The sequence below is a fragment of the Sanguibacter sp. Z1732 genome (assembly GCF_051020515.1).
Classification (GTDB): domain Bacteria; phylum Actinomycetota; class Actinomycetes; order Actinomycetales; family Beutenbergiaceae; genus CALKWS01.
In genome coordinates this window covers 4,032,798-4,048,792 of record NZ_CP194857.1, presented here as the reverse complement: position 1 = coordinate 4,048,792, position 15,995 = coordinate 4,032,798, and the positions used below count along the sequence as shown (strand labels likewise).

The following is a 15,995-nucleotide window of genomic DNA, read 5'->3' as shown; positions in this document are numbered from 1 at the left end:
ACCGGGTGCGGAGCGGCTAGATGGACGTGATCGTCCGGGGTGAGGTGATCCTGGACGGCGCGCGGTCGGTAGGGCAGGTCGGCATTGCCGACGGCGTGCTGCGGCTCGACGACGCCGGCTCCGCCGACCGGATCATCGAGGGTTGGGCGGTGCCCGGCCTGGTGGACGTGCACTGCCACGTCGGTCTCGGCCCGCTGGGCGAGGTGGAGGAGTCGACCGCCCTGGCGCAAGCGCGCGCGGATCTGGCCGCGGGCACGCTGCTCGTCCGCGATGCCGGATCGCCGGTGGACACCCGGTGGCTCGCGGACCGCGACGATGTTCCCGAGATCATCCGCGCCGGCCGACACCTGGCCCGTCCGAAGCGGTACCTGCGCTACTTCGCCATCGAACTGGAGTCCGTGGACGAGTTGCCCGGTGCGATGGCCGTGCAGGCCCGTGCCGGGGACGGCTGGGTCAAGGTCGTGGGGGACTGGATCGACCGGGCCAGGGGATCGGCCGCGGACCTGGAACCGTTGTGGCCCGATGAGCAGCTGGCGCGCGGCGTGGAGTCGGCGCACGCAGAAGGTGCCCGTGTCACCGTGCACACCTTCGCGACTGAGACGATCGACCCGATCCTGGCCGCCGGGGTCGACTGCATCGAGCACGGCACCGGGATGAGCGCGAGCCAGATCGCCAGTGCCGCGCAGCGGCGGATCCCGGTGGTGCCCACGCTGCTTCAGGTGGGGACCTTCGACAAGATCGCCGATCAGGGTGCGGCCAAGTTCCCCGCCTTCGCCCAGCGGATGCGGGCGATGCACGCCCGCAGGTACCAGCACGTACGCGACCTGTATGAGGCGGGGGTCCCGCTGCTGGTCGGCACCGATGCCGGTGGCACCCTGGCGCACGGGTTGATCGCGCAGGAGTGCGCGGAGATGGCCCGGGCCGGCGTGCCGGCCGTCGACGTGCTGGCCGCTGCGAGCTGGGCGGCACGTGCCTACCTTGGCCGCCCCGGCATCGCCGAGGGGGCACCGGCCGATCTGGTTGTCTATCCGGCGGATCCACGCGCAGACATCGGGGTGTTGGCCCATCCCACAGCGGTGATCCGGCGAGGGCGGGTGGTGGGCTGACCGGCCCGATTCCGCGCAGACATCCGAGGTCTTGTCCCTCCATTGGCCGGGGTGTCGCGCTTGTCGCGCTCCCCGTGACCTGCTTGAATCGGTGAACCAGCAGTTCAGCAACGCCGAAGGAGTCGTGTGGTGGTCGTGCACACCGAGACTCGGCCAGTCCGCAACAAGCCGAGATCGGACCTGCGACTGGCGCTGGTGTTCATCTTCCCCGCGACGGTCGGGTTGTTGACCTTCTACTTCTGGCCGCTGCTTCGCGGCCTGTGGTTGTCGATGACCTCCTGGGACCTGCTGTCCCCGGCGGAGTTCATCGGGCTGGACAACTTCACCCGGATGTTCGCCGACCCGGTGTTCTGGAACGCCGTGCGGGTCACCATCTACTATGTGATCCTCAACATCGGGTTCCAGACGGTGCTGGCCCTGCTGATCGCGGTCCTGATGCAGCGGCTCACCCAGTCCACCCTGCTGCGTTCGCTGGTGCTGACCCCGTTCCTGGTCTCCAACGTGGTGGCGGCGCTGGTGTTCCTGTGGATCCTGGACTTCCAACTCGGCATCGGTAACCGGATCCTGACCGCGATCGGGTTCGACCCGGTGGCATTCTTCAACTCCGAGACCTGGGTAATTCCGACCATCGCCGCAGTCAACATCTGGCGGCACATGGGCTACACCGCGCTGCTGATCTTTCGCCGGCCTCCAGACCATCCCGCAGAACCTGTACGAGGCCGCCCGGGTGGACGGCGCGGGGGAGGTGCGGTCCTTCTTCTCCATCACGATGCCGTTGCTGCGGCCGATCCTGGGACTGGTGCTGATCATCACCGTGATCGGCTCGTTCCAGGTGTTCGACACCGTCTCGGTGACCACTGCCGGAGGCCCGGTCGATGCGAGCAGGGTGCTGCAGTACTACATCTACGACATGGCTTTCGGCCAGTTCGACTTCGGCTACGCCTCCGCGCTGAGCGTTGCGTTGCTGGTGATCCTGATGGTGGTCACCTTCCTGCAGTACCGCGTCACGCGGGCCGGCCAATCGGATCTGAACTAGAGAGAGCGGGGTGAGGACATGACTCAGGAGAAGGTGGCCGCGGTGGAACCGGACGCCCCGATGAGGCAGGCGCAAACGTCCCGTCCCCACCGCAGGTCCGGCCTCGGGCGCATCCTTGCCTGGGTGGTGATGGTGCTCCTGTTGATCATCACCCTGTTCCCGTTCTACTGGATCCTGCGCACCGCGCTCTCCTCCAACAGCGCGCTGTACGCCAATGCCGCCTCGCTGCTGCCGGTGGAGTTCACCTGGAGCGGGTTCGCTCGGGTGTTCGGGATGCAGTCGGTGGAGGAGGCGATCGCCGACGGCGGATCCGGGGCGCACATGGACTTCTGGCTGTACCTGCGCAACTCGGTGATCGTGGCCACCGCGGTCACGGTGTGCCAGGTGTTCTTCTCCGCGATGGCCGCCTACGCCTTCTCCCGGTTGCGCTGGCCGGGACGGGACTTCGTCTTCGGTCTGTTCCTGCTCTCCCTCATGGTGCCGCTGATCTTCACCCTGCTGCCCAACTTCCTCCTGATCCGTGATCTGGGTCTCATCGACACGCTGCTGGGCATCATGCTGCCCGGGCTGTTCATGACCCCGTTCGTGATCTTCTTCCTGCGCCAGTTCTTCATGAACGTGGCCATCGAGGTGGAGGAGGCGGCCTTCATCGATGGTGCCTCGAAGGTCCGGGTGTTCTTCACCCTGATCATCCCGATGACCGTGGCACCGATCGCCACAGTCTCGATCCTGACCTACATCACCGCCTGGAACGACTACTTCTGGCCGCTGATGGTCTCCTACACCGACGAGTCCCGGGTGCTGACCGTGGCCCTGGCCACGTTCAACGCACAGACCCCCCAGACCGGACCGGACTGGTCCGGCCTGATGGCGGCGACCCTGGTGGCGGCCCTGCCCATGCTGGTGCTGTTCATGCTCTTCGCCAAGCGCATCGTCAACTCCATCGGTTTCACCGGGATCAAGTGAGGAGCGCCATGATGAACCCCACCACCCGGACCGGCCGAGTGACGCACGGTGCCACCCGCAGTCGTTCCTACCGGGGTGAGACCGGGCCGACCACACGCTCCACCGCCGGGGGGCGGCGCCGTCGGCTGCGGGTCTCCTCGATTGCGGCGCTCGCCGGTGCCGGCCTGGTGCTGGCCGGGTGCGCGGCGCCCGAACTGGACGGTGAGGTGCACCTGGACTACTGGTTGTGGGACGCCAACCAGTTGCCGGCCTACCAGCAGTGCGTGCAGGCCTTCGAGGATGCCAACCCCGACATCAACGTGCGGGTGAGCCAGTACGGGTGGGACGACTACTGGCAGAAGGTCACCGCGGGATTCGTAGCCGGCGCGGGCCCGGACGTGCTCACCGGCCACCTGACCCGATACCCCGAGTACGTCACCCGTGAGGTGTTGCTGGATCTGAACGAGTTGGAGGCCACCTCCCAGATCGAGCCGGATGAGTTCCAGGAGGGGCTCTCGGAGTTGTGGGTGGGACCCGATGGCGGCTGGTACGGGATCCCCAAGGACTTCGACACCATCGCGTTGTTCTACAACCAGGCCCTGCTGGCCGATGCCGGGCTGGAACCGGAGGACCTGGAGGGCCTGGACTGGAACCCCGACGACGGCGGCACCTTCGAGGAGATCCTCGCGCGACTGTCGGTGGACGCCAACGGGGTGCGCGGCGACGAGGACGGTTTCGACCCGGGCAACGTGGTCACCTACGGCATCGCCTCCAACGGGTCCGGCGGCTTCGACGGGCAGACCCAGTGGTCCTGGCTGGCCGGCGCCACCGGGTGGGAGTACACCAACGCGCAGGTGTGGGGGGATGAGTACAACTACGACGATCCGCGGTTCCTCGACTCCATCGAATGGCTCTTCTCGCTCGTGGACAAGGGGTTCATGCCACCCTTCGAGATCGGCGGAACCGACCCCAACCCGGTGCAGCAGTTCGCCTCCGGGCAGGCGGCGATCTCGGCCAACGGGTCCTGGATGATCCGCAGTTTCGCGGCCCTGGACGGGGTGGAGATGGGCATCGCTCCCGTCCCCAGCGGACCGGTGGGCCACCCGGTCTCGATGTACAACGGCTTGGCCGACAACATCAACGCCCAGACCGAGCACCCCGAGGAGGCGGCCCGGTTGGTGGCCTACCTGGGATCCGATGAGTGCCAGATCACGGTAGGGGAGCAGGCGGTGATCTTCCCGGCCCGGCCTGCGGGCACCGAGGCAGCGGTGGAGGAGTTCGCAGCCGAGGGGATCGATGTGACCCCCTTCACCGACCTGGTGGACAACAACTACACGGTGCTGTTCCCGGTGACCGACCACGGCGCCGCGATCACCTCGCTGGTGACACCGGTGATGGACTCGATCTACCTGGGCACCCGGGACGTGCAGGCGATGGCGGAACTGAACGACCAGATCAACAACATGTTCGAGTAGTGAACTCCTCGGCCGAGCAGGGGCCGGCTCCCTGTGCGCTCATGTCGGCGACGCACTGAGCCTTCCAGCGGCCTGAGGGCCTGCGCCGGTGCGGCGTCGCCCGCCGATTGACCCCGGCACTGCCCTGTCGCTGCGCCCCTCGTGCCCCGTTGGGCGCAACTGCGCTCCCGATGCGCCCCTTCGGCCCGACATCGCCTCGCCGGTGCGCCGCCGCGCCCTGGTGTCAGCGGGACGAGGCCCATGGATGGATTGACAGGTCTTCGGTCCTATGGTTCATTAGTGCAGTAATGAACTAGGGAGGTGGCATGTTCGACGGTCCTGAGCCGATCTACGTGCAGATCGCCGATCAGATTCGCGCCGACATCATCGGCGGCCGGCTGGCCGCCGGCGACCAGGTCATGTCGACCACGCAGTACGCCACCACCTACCGGATCAACCCGGCCACCGCCGCAAAAGCCTTCACCGAACTGGTGGCCGAAGGGATTCTCTACAAGCAACGAGGAGTGGGCATGTTCGTCGCCGAGGGGGCTCCGCAGAGGTTGCGGGCCCAGCGCCGCGAAGCGTTCTTCACCGACTGGATGGACCCGGTTCTGCGGGAGGCGCGGATGCTGGGCATCGACACCGCCGACCTCCTCGCCTACATCCGGAAGGGAGGCCGGCAGTGAGCGGGCTGAGCATCAGCACCGAGCAACTTGGTGTCCGGTTCAAGGACACCCAGGCCCTACAGGACGTCAGTGTGCAGTTCGACGCGGGTGCGATCCACGGACTGCTCGGACGCAACGGCTCCGGCAAGACCACGCTGCTGTCGACGATCGCGGCACTGCGCCGGCCCACCACCGGTGCCGTGTTGGTGGGCGGCGAGGATCCGTTCGAGAACGAACGGATCATGGGCGACATCTGCATGATCCGCGAGAGCGGCGATGTGCTCACCGACGAGAAGGTGCGCACCAACCTGGACTACTTCGCCGACGTGCGCAGGTACTGGGACGCCGACTACGCCGGGGAGTTGCTGGAGGCCTTCGAACTCTCGCCCAAGAAGCGCCCGGACAAGCTCTCCCGGGGCCAGCGATCGGCCCTCGGGGTGGTGCTGGGTCTGGCCAGCCGGTCACCGGTGACCCTGTTCGACGAGGTGCACCTGGGTATGGACGCCCCGTCCCGGTACCGGTTCTACGACCTGCTCCTGGCCGACTACGTCGAGAACCCCCGCACGATCGTGCTCTCCAGCCACCTGATCAGCGAGATCGAGCAACTATTCGCCGGCGTCACGATCCTGCACTCCGGGCGCGTGCTACTCAATGCCGACGCCGAGGACCTGCGGGCTCGCGGAGCCAGCCTCACCGGCGCCGCCGAGGCCATCACCGACCTGACCGCCGGGCTACAGGTGCTGTCCACCCAGACGCTGGGCCCGACCCAGCAGACGACTGTGTTCGGCGAACTCGATCCCGACCTTCGCCGGCGGGCCAAGGACTCCGGTGTCGAGATCGGCCCGGTCCCGCTGCAGGACCTGTTCGTCCATCTCACCTCCGGGGAGAACCGATGACCACCACCACCCGTGTCCGACCGAATTGGATCGTGGCCACCAGGACCCTGATCGGGGCGCACCTGCGTGTGGCCGTGTGGCTCTGGGGGGCCCTGGTACTGCTGCTCATCGCCGCGCACATCCTGATGAGCGGGATCATCCCGACCCGGGTGCTGGTTGCGCCGTACGGCACCCACGCCTCCACCTGGTTCGCCTTCTCCCTCGCGCTCATCTTCGTGCTGGCCTACCTGCCGGTGCACGTGCTGTCCGGGATGACCAGGAGGGCCTTCATCCGGGCGAACGTGCTCACCGCGCTCATCATGGGGGTGCTCTACGGCGCAGCGTTGTACCTGCTCGCCGTCCTGGAGTCGCTGGTATTCCCCGACGCGGCGATGCTGCTCGATGACGGGCCGATGCTCGGTTCGGGCGCCACCTGGGGGATGTTCGTGGGTCAGTGGTTGCTGTCCACCACGGCGATCATCTGCGGCCTGCTGGTGGCGATGGCCTACTACCGCACCAGCGCGCTGCTGGGCACCGTGCTGCTCATCCCCACCGTCGGCCCCGTGCTCGTGGTGATCGCGCTGACCGCGAGCGATGCGCCGATCCAGGCGTGGCTCGGTCTGCCCACCGGGGCCGGATGGGCGGTGGCCTTCGCCCTCATCGTCATCGCTACCGGCGCTTTCGCTTTCCATCTCGTTACCCGCAACGTTCCCATCAACTCCGTGGAGTCATCATGACGATCACCACCCAACCGGTCATCGAGATCACTGGCCTGCGCAAGACCTACGGCGACACCGTCGCCGTCGACAACGTCAGCCTGCAGGTCCAGCCCGGAGAGATCTTCGGCGTGCTGGGCCCCAACGGCGCCGGCAAGACCACCACCGTGGAATGCCTCGCCGGGCTGCGTACCGCCGACGCCGGGACCGTGCGCATCCTCGGCCGCGACCCCCAACGCGACCCGGCCTCGGTTCGGGAGGTGCTGGGGATCCAACTGCAATCCTCCCGGCTGCCGGCCAAGATCACCGTCGCAGAGGCACTTCGGCTGTACGCCTCCTTCTACGCCGATCCCGCCGATGCCGACGAACTGCTGACACTGCTGGGTCTGCACGACAAGCGGCACACCAAGTTCGAGGCACTCTCAGGTGGGCAGCAGCAACGTCTGTCCATTGCCCTGGCCCTGATCGGCAACCCTCACGTGGCGATCCTGGACGAACTGACCACCGGCCTGGACCCCCAGGCCCGCCGGGACACCTGGAAACTGGTCGAGCAGGTCCGCTCCCGCGGCGTGACGATCGTGCTGGTCACCCATTTCATGGAGGAGGCCGAACGGCTCTGTGACCGGCTGGCGATCATCGACCGTGGCCGGATCGTCGCCGAGGGTGCCCCGGCCGCCCTCATCGCCGACCTGGAGGAGGAGCGGACCTTCCGGATGCGACTGTCCGAGGCACTCGATGAGCAGGTGCTGCACAACCTTGCCGACGTGGACCAGGTGCGCCACGTGGGTCACGAGATCGAGGTCAGCGGCTCCCGCACGGTGCTGCCCTCCACCCTGCTCGCCCTGGCCGAACTCGACATCGTCCCCGACGAGATCCGCACCCTGAACCGTTCCCTGGAGGACGTGTTCGTGGCAACCACCGGCCGCGAACTGTCCGTCGTCGATGCCGACTCGGAGGTCTCCGCATGACTGCCACCACCACCCGTCCGTCCACCTGTCCCGCGCGGTCTGGGCCAACTCACCCGCACCGAAGCCCGGCTGTTCAGCCGCGACTTCGGCTCGGTCTTCTTCGCCCTGATCTTCCCTACCGTCCTGCTTGTGGGCATGAGCCTGGTCATTCCAGGCATGCGCACCGAGGTGGAGGGGGTCGGGCCGCCCTGGGACGGGTTGCAGGTCATCCACGTCTTCACCCCAGCCCTGGTCAGCGTCGCGATCGCCACCGTCGGGCTCACCACGTTGCCGGCCTATCTGGCCGGCTACCGGGAACAGGGCATCTTCCGCCGGCTGGCCACCACCCCGATGCGCCCGGCAGGGGTGCTGTACGCGCACATGGTGATCAGCATCGTCACGCTGTTGATCGCCGCGGCGCTGGCGGTAGTTGTGGGCGTGCTCGCCTTCGACGTGCCCCTCCCGTCCCAGCCGCTGGTGCTGGCCGCAGCGTTCCTGCTGGGCGCCGGGACGATGCTCGCGATCGGGCTGGTGATCGGAGGGCTCGCCCCGAAGGCCAGCACAGCTTCCGGAATCGGGATGCTGACGTACTTCCCCATGCTGTTCTTCGCCGGGCTGTGGACCCCGGGGCCGATGATGCCCGACACGCTGCAGACCATCGCTACCTACACCCCGCTGGGTGCGGCGAGCCAGGCGCTGTCGGAGGCGTGGTTCGGCACCGGCACCCCGTGGCTGCAGCTGGGAGTCATGGGTGCCTATACGGTGGTGTTCTTCACCGTCGGTGCCCGCACCTTCCGCTGGTCCTGACGGCGGCCCCGCCCGGTCCCGACCGGACCGGGCGGCGTGGTGTGGCGTGTATCCCATCACAGCGGGCGTACGGCTGTGGCCCGGTGCTGCCGCGATCTGGCACAATGGCCCGCTGTACCCATCGTGGTGCCCGGCCCTCTCTCCGCGCACCGTGATGTGTCCCGGGTGACCTGCCCGCCCTTGTCCCTACAGGGTGTGCCGGGAGCCCTCCCAAACACTCGAGGAGTAACCACCAACGTGTGGCCGTCAAGATCCGTTTGAAGCGCCTGGGCAAGATCCGGGCGCCCTACTACCGCATCGTCGTCGCCGACTCCCGCACCAAGCGTGATGGCCGGGTGATCGAAGAGATCGGCAAGTACCACCCCACCGAGGAGCCGTCCGTCATCGACGTCGACTCCGAGCGGGCCAAGTACTGGCTGGGGGTGGGCGCACAGCCCACCGAGCAGGTGCTCGCACTGTTGAAGGTGACCGGCGACTGGCAGAGTTTCAAGGGTCTGCCCGGCGCCGAGGGCACTCTGCGGACCAAGGAGGGCGGTGCCGACGCCGCCGAGGCGATCAAGGCCGCCGAGGCCGACGCCGAACTGCGCAAGGCGCAGGCGGCCAAGGCGAAGGAAGACGCCGCTCAGGCTGCCGAGGAATCTGCTGAGAAGCCCGCCGAGGACGCGAGCGCTGCGCAGGAGCCGGCTGAGGCCGACGACGCAGCCGCCGACGGCAGCGGCGAGGAGCCGGAGGCGCAAGCCTGATGCTGGCCGATGCGCTCGAGCACCTGGTGCGCGGCATCGTGGACAACCCTGACGATGTCCGGGTCGACACCAAGACGCTGCGCCGCGGTGACCTGCTCGAGGTACGGGTGAACCCCGCCGATCTCGGGCGTGTGATCGGGCGCTCCGGTCGCACCGCCCGGGCCCTGCGAACCGTGATCGGCGCACTGGCCACCGATGGCCCGGTTCGCGTGGACGTCGTGGACGTGGACCGACGCTGAACCGGTCCGAGCTTCGCAGCCACCCAGCCCCTCGGGGCCGGGTGGCTGCGTCGTGTCGACGCCGAGCGGATACCGGCCGGGTGTGTACCGGAGGAGGCGGGTACGCCATGATCGGGGAGTGACCGGCGAGGATCAGGAACTGCTGCGGGTGGCGACCATCGGTCCCCCCCACGGCCTGCGTGGCGACGTCCGACTGCAGGTGCACACCGACGATCCGGAGGCTCGGCTCGCGACCGGTACCGAGATCGTGACCGACCCGCCCGAGGCCGGCCCGCTGGCCGTGGCGCACCTGTACCTGCACCGCGGCCGGTACCACGCCCGCTTCACCGGACACACCGACCGCGACGCCGCGCAGGCGCTGCGCGGAGTGAGCCTGCTCGCCCCTCCCGTGCACGAACCGGACGCGTGGTACCCCCACCAGTTGCGCGGGCTGGTCGCCCGCACCCCGGCTGGCCTGGACCTGGGCAGCATCGAGGACGTGCAGCACATGCCGGCCCATGACGTGCTGGTGCTGCGCACCACCGCCGGGGAGCAGGTGCTCGTGCCGTTCGTGTCCCAGATCGTGCCCGAGGTGGATGTGGACGCCGGCACGGTGACGATCGACCCGCCCGGTGGGCTCCTGTCCGATGAGGAGCAGCAGGCGTGACCGGGCGGATCGATGTGGTGAGCATCTTTCCCCAGTACCTCGACCCGCTCGACCTATCCCTGGTGGGTAAGGCACGCCGGGACGGGCTGCTGAACATCTCCGTGCATGATCTGCGTGTGACTGGACCACCGACGCTCACCGCACCGTCGATGACGCTCCCTTCGGTGGCGGCGCCGGAATGGTGATGCGCCCCGACGTCTGGGGTCGTGCGCTCGATGAGGTGTTCAGCCAGGGCCAGCATCATGTCCGCACCCTGGTGCTGCCCTCCCCGGCAGGGGAACCGCTGACCCAGACCACCGCTGAGGAACTGGCGCTGATGGTCGCCGCCGGGGCCCAGTTGGTCCTCGCGTGCGGGCGGTATGAGGGCATCGACGCCCGGGTGGCCCACCACTACCAGGCCGGCGAGCAGATCGAGGTTCGCGAGATCTCCGTCGGAGATTACGTGCTGAACGGAGGCGAGGCCGCGGCCCTGGTGATCATCGAGGCGCTGGCACGCCTGCTACCCGGGGTGGTCGGCAACCCCGAGTCCCTGGTGGAGGAGTCCCATGGCAGCGGTGGCCTGCTGGAGTATCCGGTCTACACCAGGCCCACCTACTGGCGTGACCAGGAGGTGCCCGAGGTGCTGCGCTCGGGTGATCACGATCGGATCCGCCGCTGGCGCCGTGCCCGCGCACTGCAACGCACCGCCCAGCGCCGCCCCGACCTGCTGGAGGCCGCTGGGACGGTGCAGGTCCGCCCCGCGAAGGCCGCTGACGTCGAGGAACTGGCCGAGGTAGCCGCGGTCACCTTCCCGCTGGCCTGCCCAGCCCACATCGCCCCCGACGACGTGCAGACCTTCGTCGACACCAACCTCAATCCCCAGCGACTGCGCGCCTATCTGCGCAGCCGGGAGCACACGATCCTGCTGGCGACCCTGGGCGGGGCCATCGTGGGCTACACGCTGTTGGGCTATCAGGAGCCGAGCTCGGAGGACGTCCGCGCTGTGGTCCGGGCCCGGCCGTGCGCGGAGTTGAGCAAGATCTACGTCCTGCCCGAGCACCACCGGCGAGGCGTCGGCGCGGCCCTGGTCCGTGCGGCGATCGCGGAGGCCGGGCGCCGCCCGGTCGACTCGGTCGACTCGGTCTGGCTCGGGGTGAGCCAACTCAACGAACGTGCGCAGCAGTTCTACCGCAGCCAGGGATTCACCCGGGTGGGGGAGCGCACGTTCAACGTCGGCTCCAGCATCGAGTCCGACTTCGTGATGGAACTCACCCTGGGTCCAACATCGGCCTGATTCTCTCCGATCGTCCTGGTGTGGCAGAATATGCCGAGGTCACCACCCTCCACGCCTCTGCCGCAGGGGAGCGCGTGCCCGTATGAGCGTTGGGTGACCACCGACCACTACTTCGACGGCGGCGCCCGCCGCCCGTATCAGCGCGAGTGACCTGTGGCACAGCGGAAAGGCTCAGCATGAACATCCTGGACGAAGTCGACGCAGCATCGCTGCGCACCGACGTGCCCGAGTTCCGCGCCGGTGACACCGTGCGTGTACACGTGAAGGTCATCGAGGGGAGCCGTTCGCGGATCCAGGTGTTCCAGGGTGCCGTGATCGCCCGGAGCGGTGGCGGCGTGCGCGAGACCTTCACCGTGCGCAAGGCCAGTTTCGGCGTGGGCGTGGAGCGGACCTTCCCGCTGCACTCACCGACCGTGGACCACATCGACGTCGTCAGCCGTGGTGCGGTTCGCCGGGCGAAGTTGTACTACCTGCGCGACCGTCAGGGCAAGGCCACCCGGATTCGCGAGCGTCGCGAGACCACTCCGGCCAACTGACCGGCATCGGCCGGTAGCAGGTGACCGATCAGCCCCGGAGCGGGGCCGGCAGCGCGAACGACGACGACACCCCGGCGCCCGCTTCCGAGGCGACCACATCCACCGTCGGAGCAGCCCGGGGCGACTCGCCCCGCCGGCGTCGCAAGCGGGGGCCGTTCGCCACGTTCCTGCGCGAGACCACCATCGTGGTGGTGACCGCACTGGTGCTGTCGTTCGTCATCAAGACCTTCTTCGCCCAGGCCTTCTTCATCCCGAGCGTGTCCATGCAGGACACCCTGGACGTGGGGGACCGGCTGGTGGTGAATAAGTTGGTCCCCGCCGTCAGTGACATCGAGCGGGGCGATGTGGTCGTGTTCGTCGACCCCGGTGGCTGGCTGCGCGATACCCCCGCGCCCGAGCCCACGGTCTGGCAGCAAGCCCTGATCTTCGTCGGGATCCTGCCCCAGCACGCCGATGAGCATGTGATCAAACGCGTGATCGGCCTGCCCGGCGATGAGGTCGTCTGCTGCGACGAGCAGGGCCGGGTGAGCGTCAACGGTGAGTCGATCGACGAGGCGCCCTACCTGGCCACCGGGGTCGCACCCAGCCAGGATGAGTTCGACGTCGTCGTCCCGGCCGAGCATCTGTGGCTGATGGGCGACAACCGCGCCCAGTCGGCCGACTCCCGTTACCACGGTGGGGCCGCGGGTGGCGGATTCGTCCCGGTTGATCAGGTCACCGGCCGTGCCTTCGTGATCGTGTGGCCGCTGGACCGGCTCACCTGGCTGTCCGGGGGCGAGGACGTTTTCGTCGGTGTGCCCGACCCCGCCTGAACGATGAGTGCCGCCCACCGCCCAAAACGCCGCAGCAGGACGCGCCCACCGGGCCGGCATGTCGAGCGCGACCTGATCGACTCCGGTCACGAGCTGGTCGCCGGCATGGACGAGGTGGGCCGTGGTGCACTGGCCGGGCCGGTCAGCGTGGGCGTGGTCGTGGTGCGCAGGGATACCGGCCGCATCCCGGCCGGTCTGCGCGACTCGAAATTGCTGCGCCCCCAGGTCCGGCAGTCCTTGTGCGCACCGATCCGCCGATGGGCGTACGCCAGTTCTGTCGGTCACGCCAGTCCCGCCGAGATCGACGTGTGGGGGATCATCGGGGCACTGCGGATCGCCGGGCAACGTGCCCTGACGGCGCTGACCGAGCAGGACGCAGCGCCGTCGGCGGTGATCCTGGACGGTCATCATGACTGGCTCACCCCGCCCCGGGGGATGGTCGTGGAGGCGCCGGCGCCGCAGGTGACCACCCGCATCAAGGCCGATCTGACGTGCGCATGCGTGTGGCCGCGGCGAGCGTCCTGGCCAAGTGTGAGCGCGATGACGCGATGACCGCCCTGCACCCGGACCACCCGGAGTTCGGGTGGGCCGAGAACAAGGGGTACGCCGCCCCGGAGCACCTGCGTGCGCTCCGGGAGCGCGGGCCGACCCCCTGGCACCGGCGCAGTTGGGCGTTGCCCGGCACAACAGTGGCGCTCGAGCAGGGCATGATGGACCTGTGAGTGCCGACGACTTGGAGAGTTATGAGACCGACGCCGAACTCGCGCTGTACCGCGAGTACCGCGACGTGGTCGGGTTGTTCTCCTATGTGGTGGAGACCGAGCGCCGCTTCTACCTGGCCAACCACGTGGACCTACAGGTCCGTTCGGCCGGCGGTGAGGTGTTCTTCGAGTTGACCCTCGGAGACGCCTGGGTCTGGGACGTGTACCGCTCGGCCAGGTTCGTCAAGTCCGTACGGGTGGTGACCTTCAAGGACGTCAACGTGGAGGAACTGGCCAAACCGGACCTGGAACTGCCCGGCTGAGCACCCACCACCCCGCCGCGAGCACGGGCAGCAGAACCTGCCCGGCGCCGTCGGGCACACCTGTCAACGCAGACTTCGAGAAAGGGACCGGACGTGGTCCAGGACAAGGATGGGCAGCGCCGGACGATAGCGCTGCTGGGCAGTAGCGGGGGGAACCTGCGCAGCCACGGCGGCCACGACGCGGCCGGGATGATCGCCGATGTCCGGCGTCAGGTACACGCCGCCGGCTTCGAACTGACGCACGTGCAGGTCGTCTCGGCGCAGACCTCGATGCACAGCGCCGCGGAGGAAACCCCGGCGGAACTGTTCGCCCTGGTCGACGGTCGGGTCACGGTCACCGCCCGCGGCACCCTGGCGGAGGTGAACCGGGCCGCAGCGGCACTCGACGCCGAGATCGCCGAGCAGGTGCGCGCGGGCGCAGTCGACGGGTTGATCCTGATGAGTGCGGACCCGACCGGCACGAACGCTGCCACGGTGGCCGCCGGCGTCGAGCAAGGCCTCCCGGCCGCCGGAACCGGGGGGACCTCGATCGCCACCGCACAGCAGATGGGGTTGAACGTCGTCGGCGCCTCGGGCACCACCGGCACCACCTCCACCACCCGTGCGGTGGCCTACGTCTCCGCCCTGGCCCGGTACTGGAAGGTTCGGTACCGCCCCGCGCTGGGCGGCGGTGGCAGCCAGTCGGGACACACACGTGAGGCCGCGTGGCGCCGGATCAGCATCCGCGGCATTATGGTCGGCTCCATCCCGGCCTTCATCGCCCTGGCGCTGGTGCTGGCGGTGAGCAAGATCCCGCCGCTGGCCGGGTTGTCCGATGTGTTCGACGTGCTGATGGCCGGTCTTCCGGTGGTCATCGCGGCGGTCGCGGCGCGCAAGATATCCGGGCTCGATGAGGTGGGCCTGGTGGCCGGTGCGATCGCCGGAATCCTGGCCGCCGAGGGCGGCATCCTGGGCGGGCTGGCCGGCGGGATCCTGTCCGGGCTGCTGGCGGCATGGCTGATCGGAAAGACCCTGGCCTGGCGCTTCCCGGCCACCACCGCCAACATCGCCACCGGTGCGGTCGCGGGAGTGGTACCGGGACTGATCGTGTACTACCTGTTGGCGCCGGTCACGAACTGGCTGGGCCTGGCCGTCAAGGACGGCATCGAGGCGGCCCTGGTGTTCAGTCCGATCCTGGCCGGGGCACTGGCCGGCGCGGTGATCTGGTTCGCGATCATCGGCGGGGTCTACCACGCGGTGATCCTGCCGCTGGTGCTGCTGGAGATGGGGCAGAAGGGCCACAGCTTCTTCGGTGCCATCGACATGGTCGCTCTGGTCATGGTCAGCCTGGGCATCACCCTGGCCAACGTGATCAAGCCCCGCACCAGCGGTGAGCGGGCGCTCGCCGGATCCGGTGCGCCGGTGAACTTCTTCTTCGGGACCTTCGTCGAGGCGGCTTATCCGTTCATGTTCGGCGATAGGCGCGTCTTCGCCGCCGCTGTCGGCGCGGCGACCGTCGGCGGTGCGGTGGTGGGTGCCTTCGGGGTCGAGGCCACCGCATACGTCCCGGCCTTCGTCGCTCCGTTCATCGCCACCAGCGCGGTCGGGATGGTGATCTCGATGCTCACCTCGATGTCCCTGGCCTTCGTGCTCACGTATCTGATCAACCTTCGCGCGATCCGCACGTCGCGGCGGAGCGAGGCCGTGCCGGTCTGAGCCGTCCACAGCCCGAGGCGCTGTCCACACGTGCGCCCGGGGCCTCCGTGCTCACCTCCCCCGGCGGGCACGCTGGGCAGTGGAGGTGGTGGCTGTGTCCGCTCACAACCAGCAGATCGGGGCACGTGGCGAGCACGTGGCCGCCGGGTGGTTGCGCAACCACGGCATGCGGGTGCTGGCCACGAACTGGCGTTGCCCGGCCGGCGAGATCGACATCGTCGCCCAGGACGGGTCCACCCTGGTGGTGGTGGAGGTCAAGACCCGCACCTCGACCCGGTTCGGAAGCCCGGCCGAGGCGGTAGCCGGGGTGAAACTGCGGCGTCTGCGGCGCCTCGCCGCCGCGTTCCTGGCCCAGTGCCCGTCCTATTTCCCGGCGGTGCGCATCGATGTGATCGCGGTGCTGCTGCCACCCGGGGGAGGGGCGCTGGTCAGGCACCTGCGCTCGGTCGGCTGACCAGGTCCGCGCAATGGACGTC

Annotated in this window: 22 protein-coding genes and 1 pseudogene; 21 read left to right on the top strand and 2 right to left on the bottom strand. The window is 68.6% G+C overall.

Going from position 1 to position 15,995, the window contains the following annotated elements:
• Positions 1-20 precede the first annotated feature (20 nt).
• Positions 21-1,106 carry an amidohydrolase family protein gene (locus ACRRRO_RS21055; protein ID WP_424797286.1) on the top strand — a complete coding sequence of 362 codons (1,086 nt, stop codon included), beginning with the start codon at positions 21-23 and terminating at the stop codon, positions 1,104-1,106.
• 233 nt (positions 1,107-1,339) lie between these two features.
• On the opposite strand, the gene ACRRRO_RS21050 is transcribed toward ACRRRO_RS21055, so the two are convergent.
• Both ACRRRO_RS21050 and ACRRRO_RS21045 read right to left on the bottom strand, forming a co-directional pair.
• The gene (locus ACRRRO_RS21050) at positions 1,340-1,480 is read right to left on the bottom strand and encodes a hypothetical protein (protein ID WP_434080804.1); all 141 of its coding nucleotides are present in this window, start codon (positions 1,478-1,480) and stop codon (positions 1,340-1,342) included.
• A 3-nt stretch (positions 1,481-1,483) separates the two neighbouring features.
• The gene (locus ACRRRO_RS21045; RefSeq protein ID WP_434080803.1) at positions 1,484-1,735 is read right to left on the bottom strand and encodes a hypothetical protein; all 252 of its coding nucleotides are present in this window, start codon (positions 1,733-1,735) and stop codon (positions 1,484-1,486) included.
• A gap of 98 nt (positions 1,736-1,833) precedes the next feature.
• Here ACRRRO_RS21045 and ACRRRO_RS21040 point away from each other — a divergent pair, with 98 nt between their 5' ends.
• From ACRRRO_RS21040 to ACRRRO_RS20945, 20 genes and pseudogenes are all read left to right on the top strand, one after another.
• The gene (locus ACRRRO_RS21040) at positions 1,834-2,142 is read left to right on the top strand and encodes a carbohydrate ABC transporter permease (RefSeq protein ID WP_434080802.1); all 309 of its coding nucleotides are present in this window, start codon (positions 1,834-1,836) and stop codon (positions 2,140-2,142) included.
• 18 nt (positions 2,143-2,160) lie between these two features.
• Positions 2,161-3,108 carry a carbohydrate ABC transporter permease gene (locus ACRRRO_RS21035; protein WP_424788406.1) on the top strand — a complete coding sequence of 316 codons (948 nt, stop codon included), beginning with the start codon at positions 2,161-2,163 and terminating at the stop codon, positions 3,106-3,108.
• A gap of 8 nt (positions 3,109-3,116) precedes the next feature.
• A complete protein-coding gene (locus ACRRRO_RS21030) occupies positions 3,117-4,562 on the top strand; it encodes an ABC transporter substrate-binding protein (RefSeq protein ID WP_434080801.1) in 1,446 nt (481 codons plus the stop codon).
• Between the two features lie 305 nt (positions 4,563-4,867).
• Entirely contained in the window at positions 4,868-5,227 is a 360-nt protein-coding gene (locus tag ACRRRO_RS21025) for a GntR family transcriptional regulator (protein WP_424797283.1), read from the top strand.
• Positions 5,224-6,102, top strand: coding sequence for an ATP-binding cassette domain-containing protein (locus tag ACRRRO_RS21020; RefSeq protein WP_424797282.1), 879 nt, complete (start codon positions 5,224-5,226; stop codon positions 6,100-6,102). The genes ACRRRO_RS21025 and ACRRRO_RS21020 overlap by 4 nt, the downstream gene beginning before the upstream one ends.
• Positions 6,099-6,818 (top strand): hypothetical protein, encoded by a 720-nt coding sequence (locus ACRRRO_RS21015; RefSeq protein WP_424797281.1) that lies wholly within the window; start codon positions 6,099-6,101, stop codon positions 6,816-6,818. The genes ACRRRO_RS21020 and ACRRRO_RS21015 overlap by 4 nt, the downstream gene beginning before the upstream one ends.
• Positions 6,815-7,765: an ABC transporter ATP-binding protein gene (locus ACRRRO_RS21010; protein WP_424797280.1), complete on the top strand. Its 951-nt coding sequence runs from the start codon at positions 6,815-6,817 to the stop codon at positions 7,763-7,765. Before ACRRRO_RS21015 ends, ACRRRO_RS21010 begins: the two co-directional genes overlap by 4 nt.
• Positions 7,766-8,551 carry an ABC transporter permease gene (locus ACRRRO_RS21005; protein ID WP_434081613.1) on the top strand — a complete coding sequence of 262 codons (786 nt, stop codon included), beginning with the start codon at positions 7,766-7,768 and terminating at the stop codon, positions 8,549-8,551. It abuts the gene before it with no gap.
• Between the two features lie 239 nt (positions 8,552-8,790).
• Positions 8,791-9,294, top strand: a complete 504-nt coding sequence (gene rpsP, locus ACRRRO_RS21000) for a 30S ribosomal protein S16 (protein WP_424797278.1) — start codon at positions 8,791-8,793, stop codon at positions 9,292-9,294.
• Positions 9,294-9,533, top strand: a complete 240-nt coding sequence (locus ACRRRO_RS20995) for an RNA-binding protein (protein ID WP_424788398.1) — start codon at positions 9,294-9,296, stop codon at positions 9,531-9,533. Before rpsP ends, ACRRRO_RS20995 begins: the two co-directional genes overlap by 1 nt.
• Positions 9,534-9,651: 118 nt before the next feature.
• Positions 9,652-10,179: a ribosome maturation factor RimM gene (rimM, locus tag ACRRRO_RS20990; protein ID WP_424797277.1), complete on the top strand. Its 528-nt coding sequence runs from the start codon at positions 9,652-9,654 to the stop codon at positions 10,177-10,179.
• A pseudogene (trmD, locus tag ACRRRO_RS20985) lies at positions 10,176-10,891 on the top strand (tRNA (guanosine(37)-N1)-methyltransferase TrmD); the annotation flags it as partial. The gene rimM and the pseudogene trmD, both read left to right, overlap by 4 nt.
• 12 nt (positions 10,892-10,903) lie before the next feature.
• Positions 10,904-11,452 (top strand): N-acetyltransferase family protein, encoded by a 549-nt coding sequence (locus ACRRRO_RS20980; RefSeq protein ID WP_434081612.1) that lies wholly within the window; start codon positions 10,904-10,906, stop codon positions 11,450-11,452.
• 176 nt (positions 11,453-11,628) lie between these two features.
• Positions 11,629-11,988, top strand: coding sequence for a 50S ribosomal protein L19 (rplS, locus tag ACRRRO_RS20975; protein WP_424788395.1), 360 nt, complete (start codon positions 11,629-11,631; stop codon positions 11,986-11,988).
• 20 nt (positions 11,989-12,008) lie between these two features.
• A complete protein-coding gene (gene lepB, locus ACRRRO_RS20970; protein WP_424797275.1) occupies positions 12,009-12,800 on the top strand; it encodes a signal peptidase I in 792 nt (263 codons plus the stop codon).
• Between the two features lie 3 nt (positions 12,801-12,803).
• Positions 12,804-13,352 (top strand): ribonuclease HII, encoded by a 549-nt coding sequence (locus tag ACRRRO_RS20965; protein WP_434080800.1) that lies wholly within the window; start codon positions 12,804-12,806, stop codon positions 13,350-13,352.
• Positions 13,349-13,522, top strand: coding sequence for a hypothetical protein (locus ACRRRO_RS20960; protein WP_434080799.1), 174 nt, complete (start codon positions 13,349-13,351; stop codon positions 13,520-13,522). The genes ACRRRO_RS20965 and ACRRRO_RS20960 overlap by 4 nt, the downstream gene beginning before the upstream one ends.
• Positions 13,519-13,824, top strand: coding sequence for a DUF2469 domain-containing protein (locus tag ACRRRO_RS20955; protein WP_424788392.1), 306 nt, complete (start codon positions 13,519-13,521; stop codon positions 13,822-13,824). The genes ACRRRO_RS20960 and ACRRRO_RS20955 overlap by 4 nt, the downstream gene beginning before the upstream one ends.
• A 93-nt stretch (positions 13,825-13,917) precedes the next feature.
• Positions 13,918-15,519, top strand: coding sequence for a hypothetical protein (locus ACRRRO_RS20950; protein ID WP_424797273.1), 1,602 nt, complete (start codon positions 13,918-13,920; stop codon positions 15,517-15,519).
• Between the two features lie 94 nt (positions 15,520-15,613).
• Positions 15,614-15,973, top strand: coding sequence for a YraN family protein (locus tag ACRRRO_RS20945; RefSeq protein WP_424797272.1), 360 nt, complete (start codon positions 15,614-15,616; stop codon positions 15,971-15,973).
• Positions 15,974-15,995: the final 22 nt, after the last annotated feature.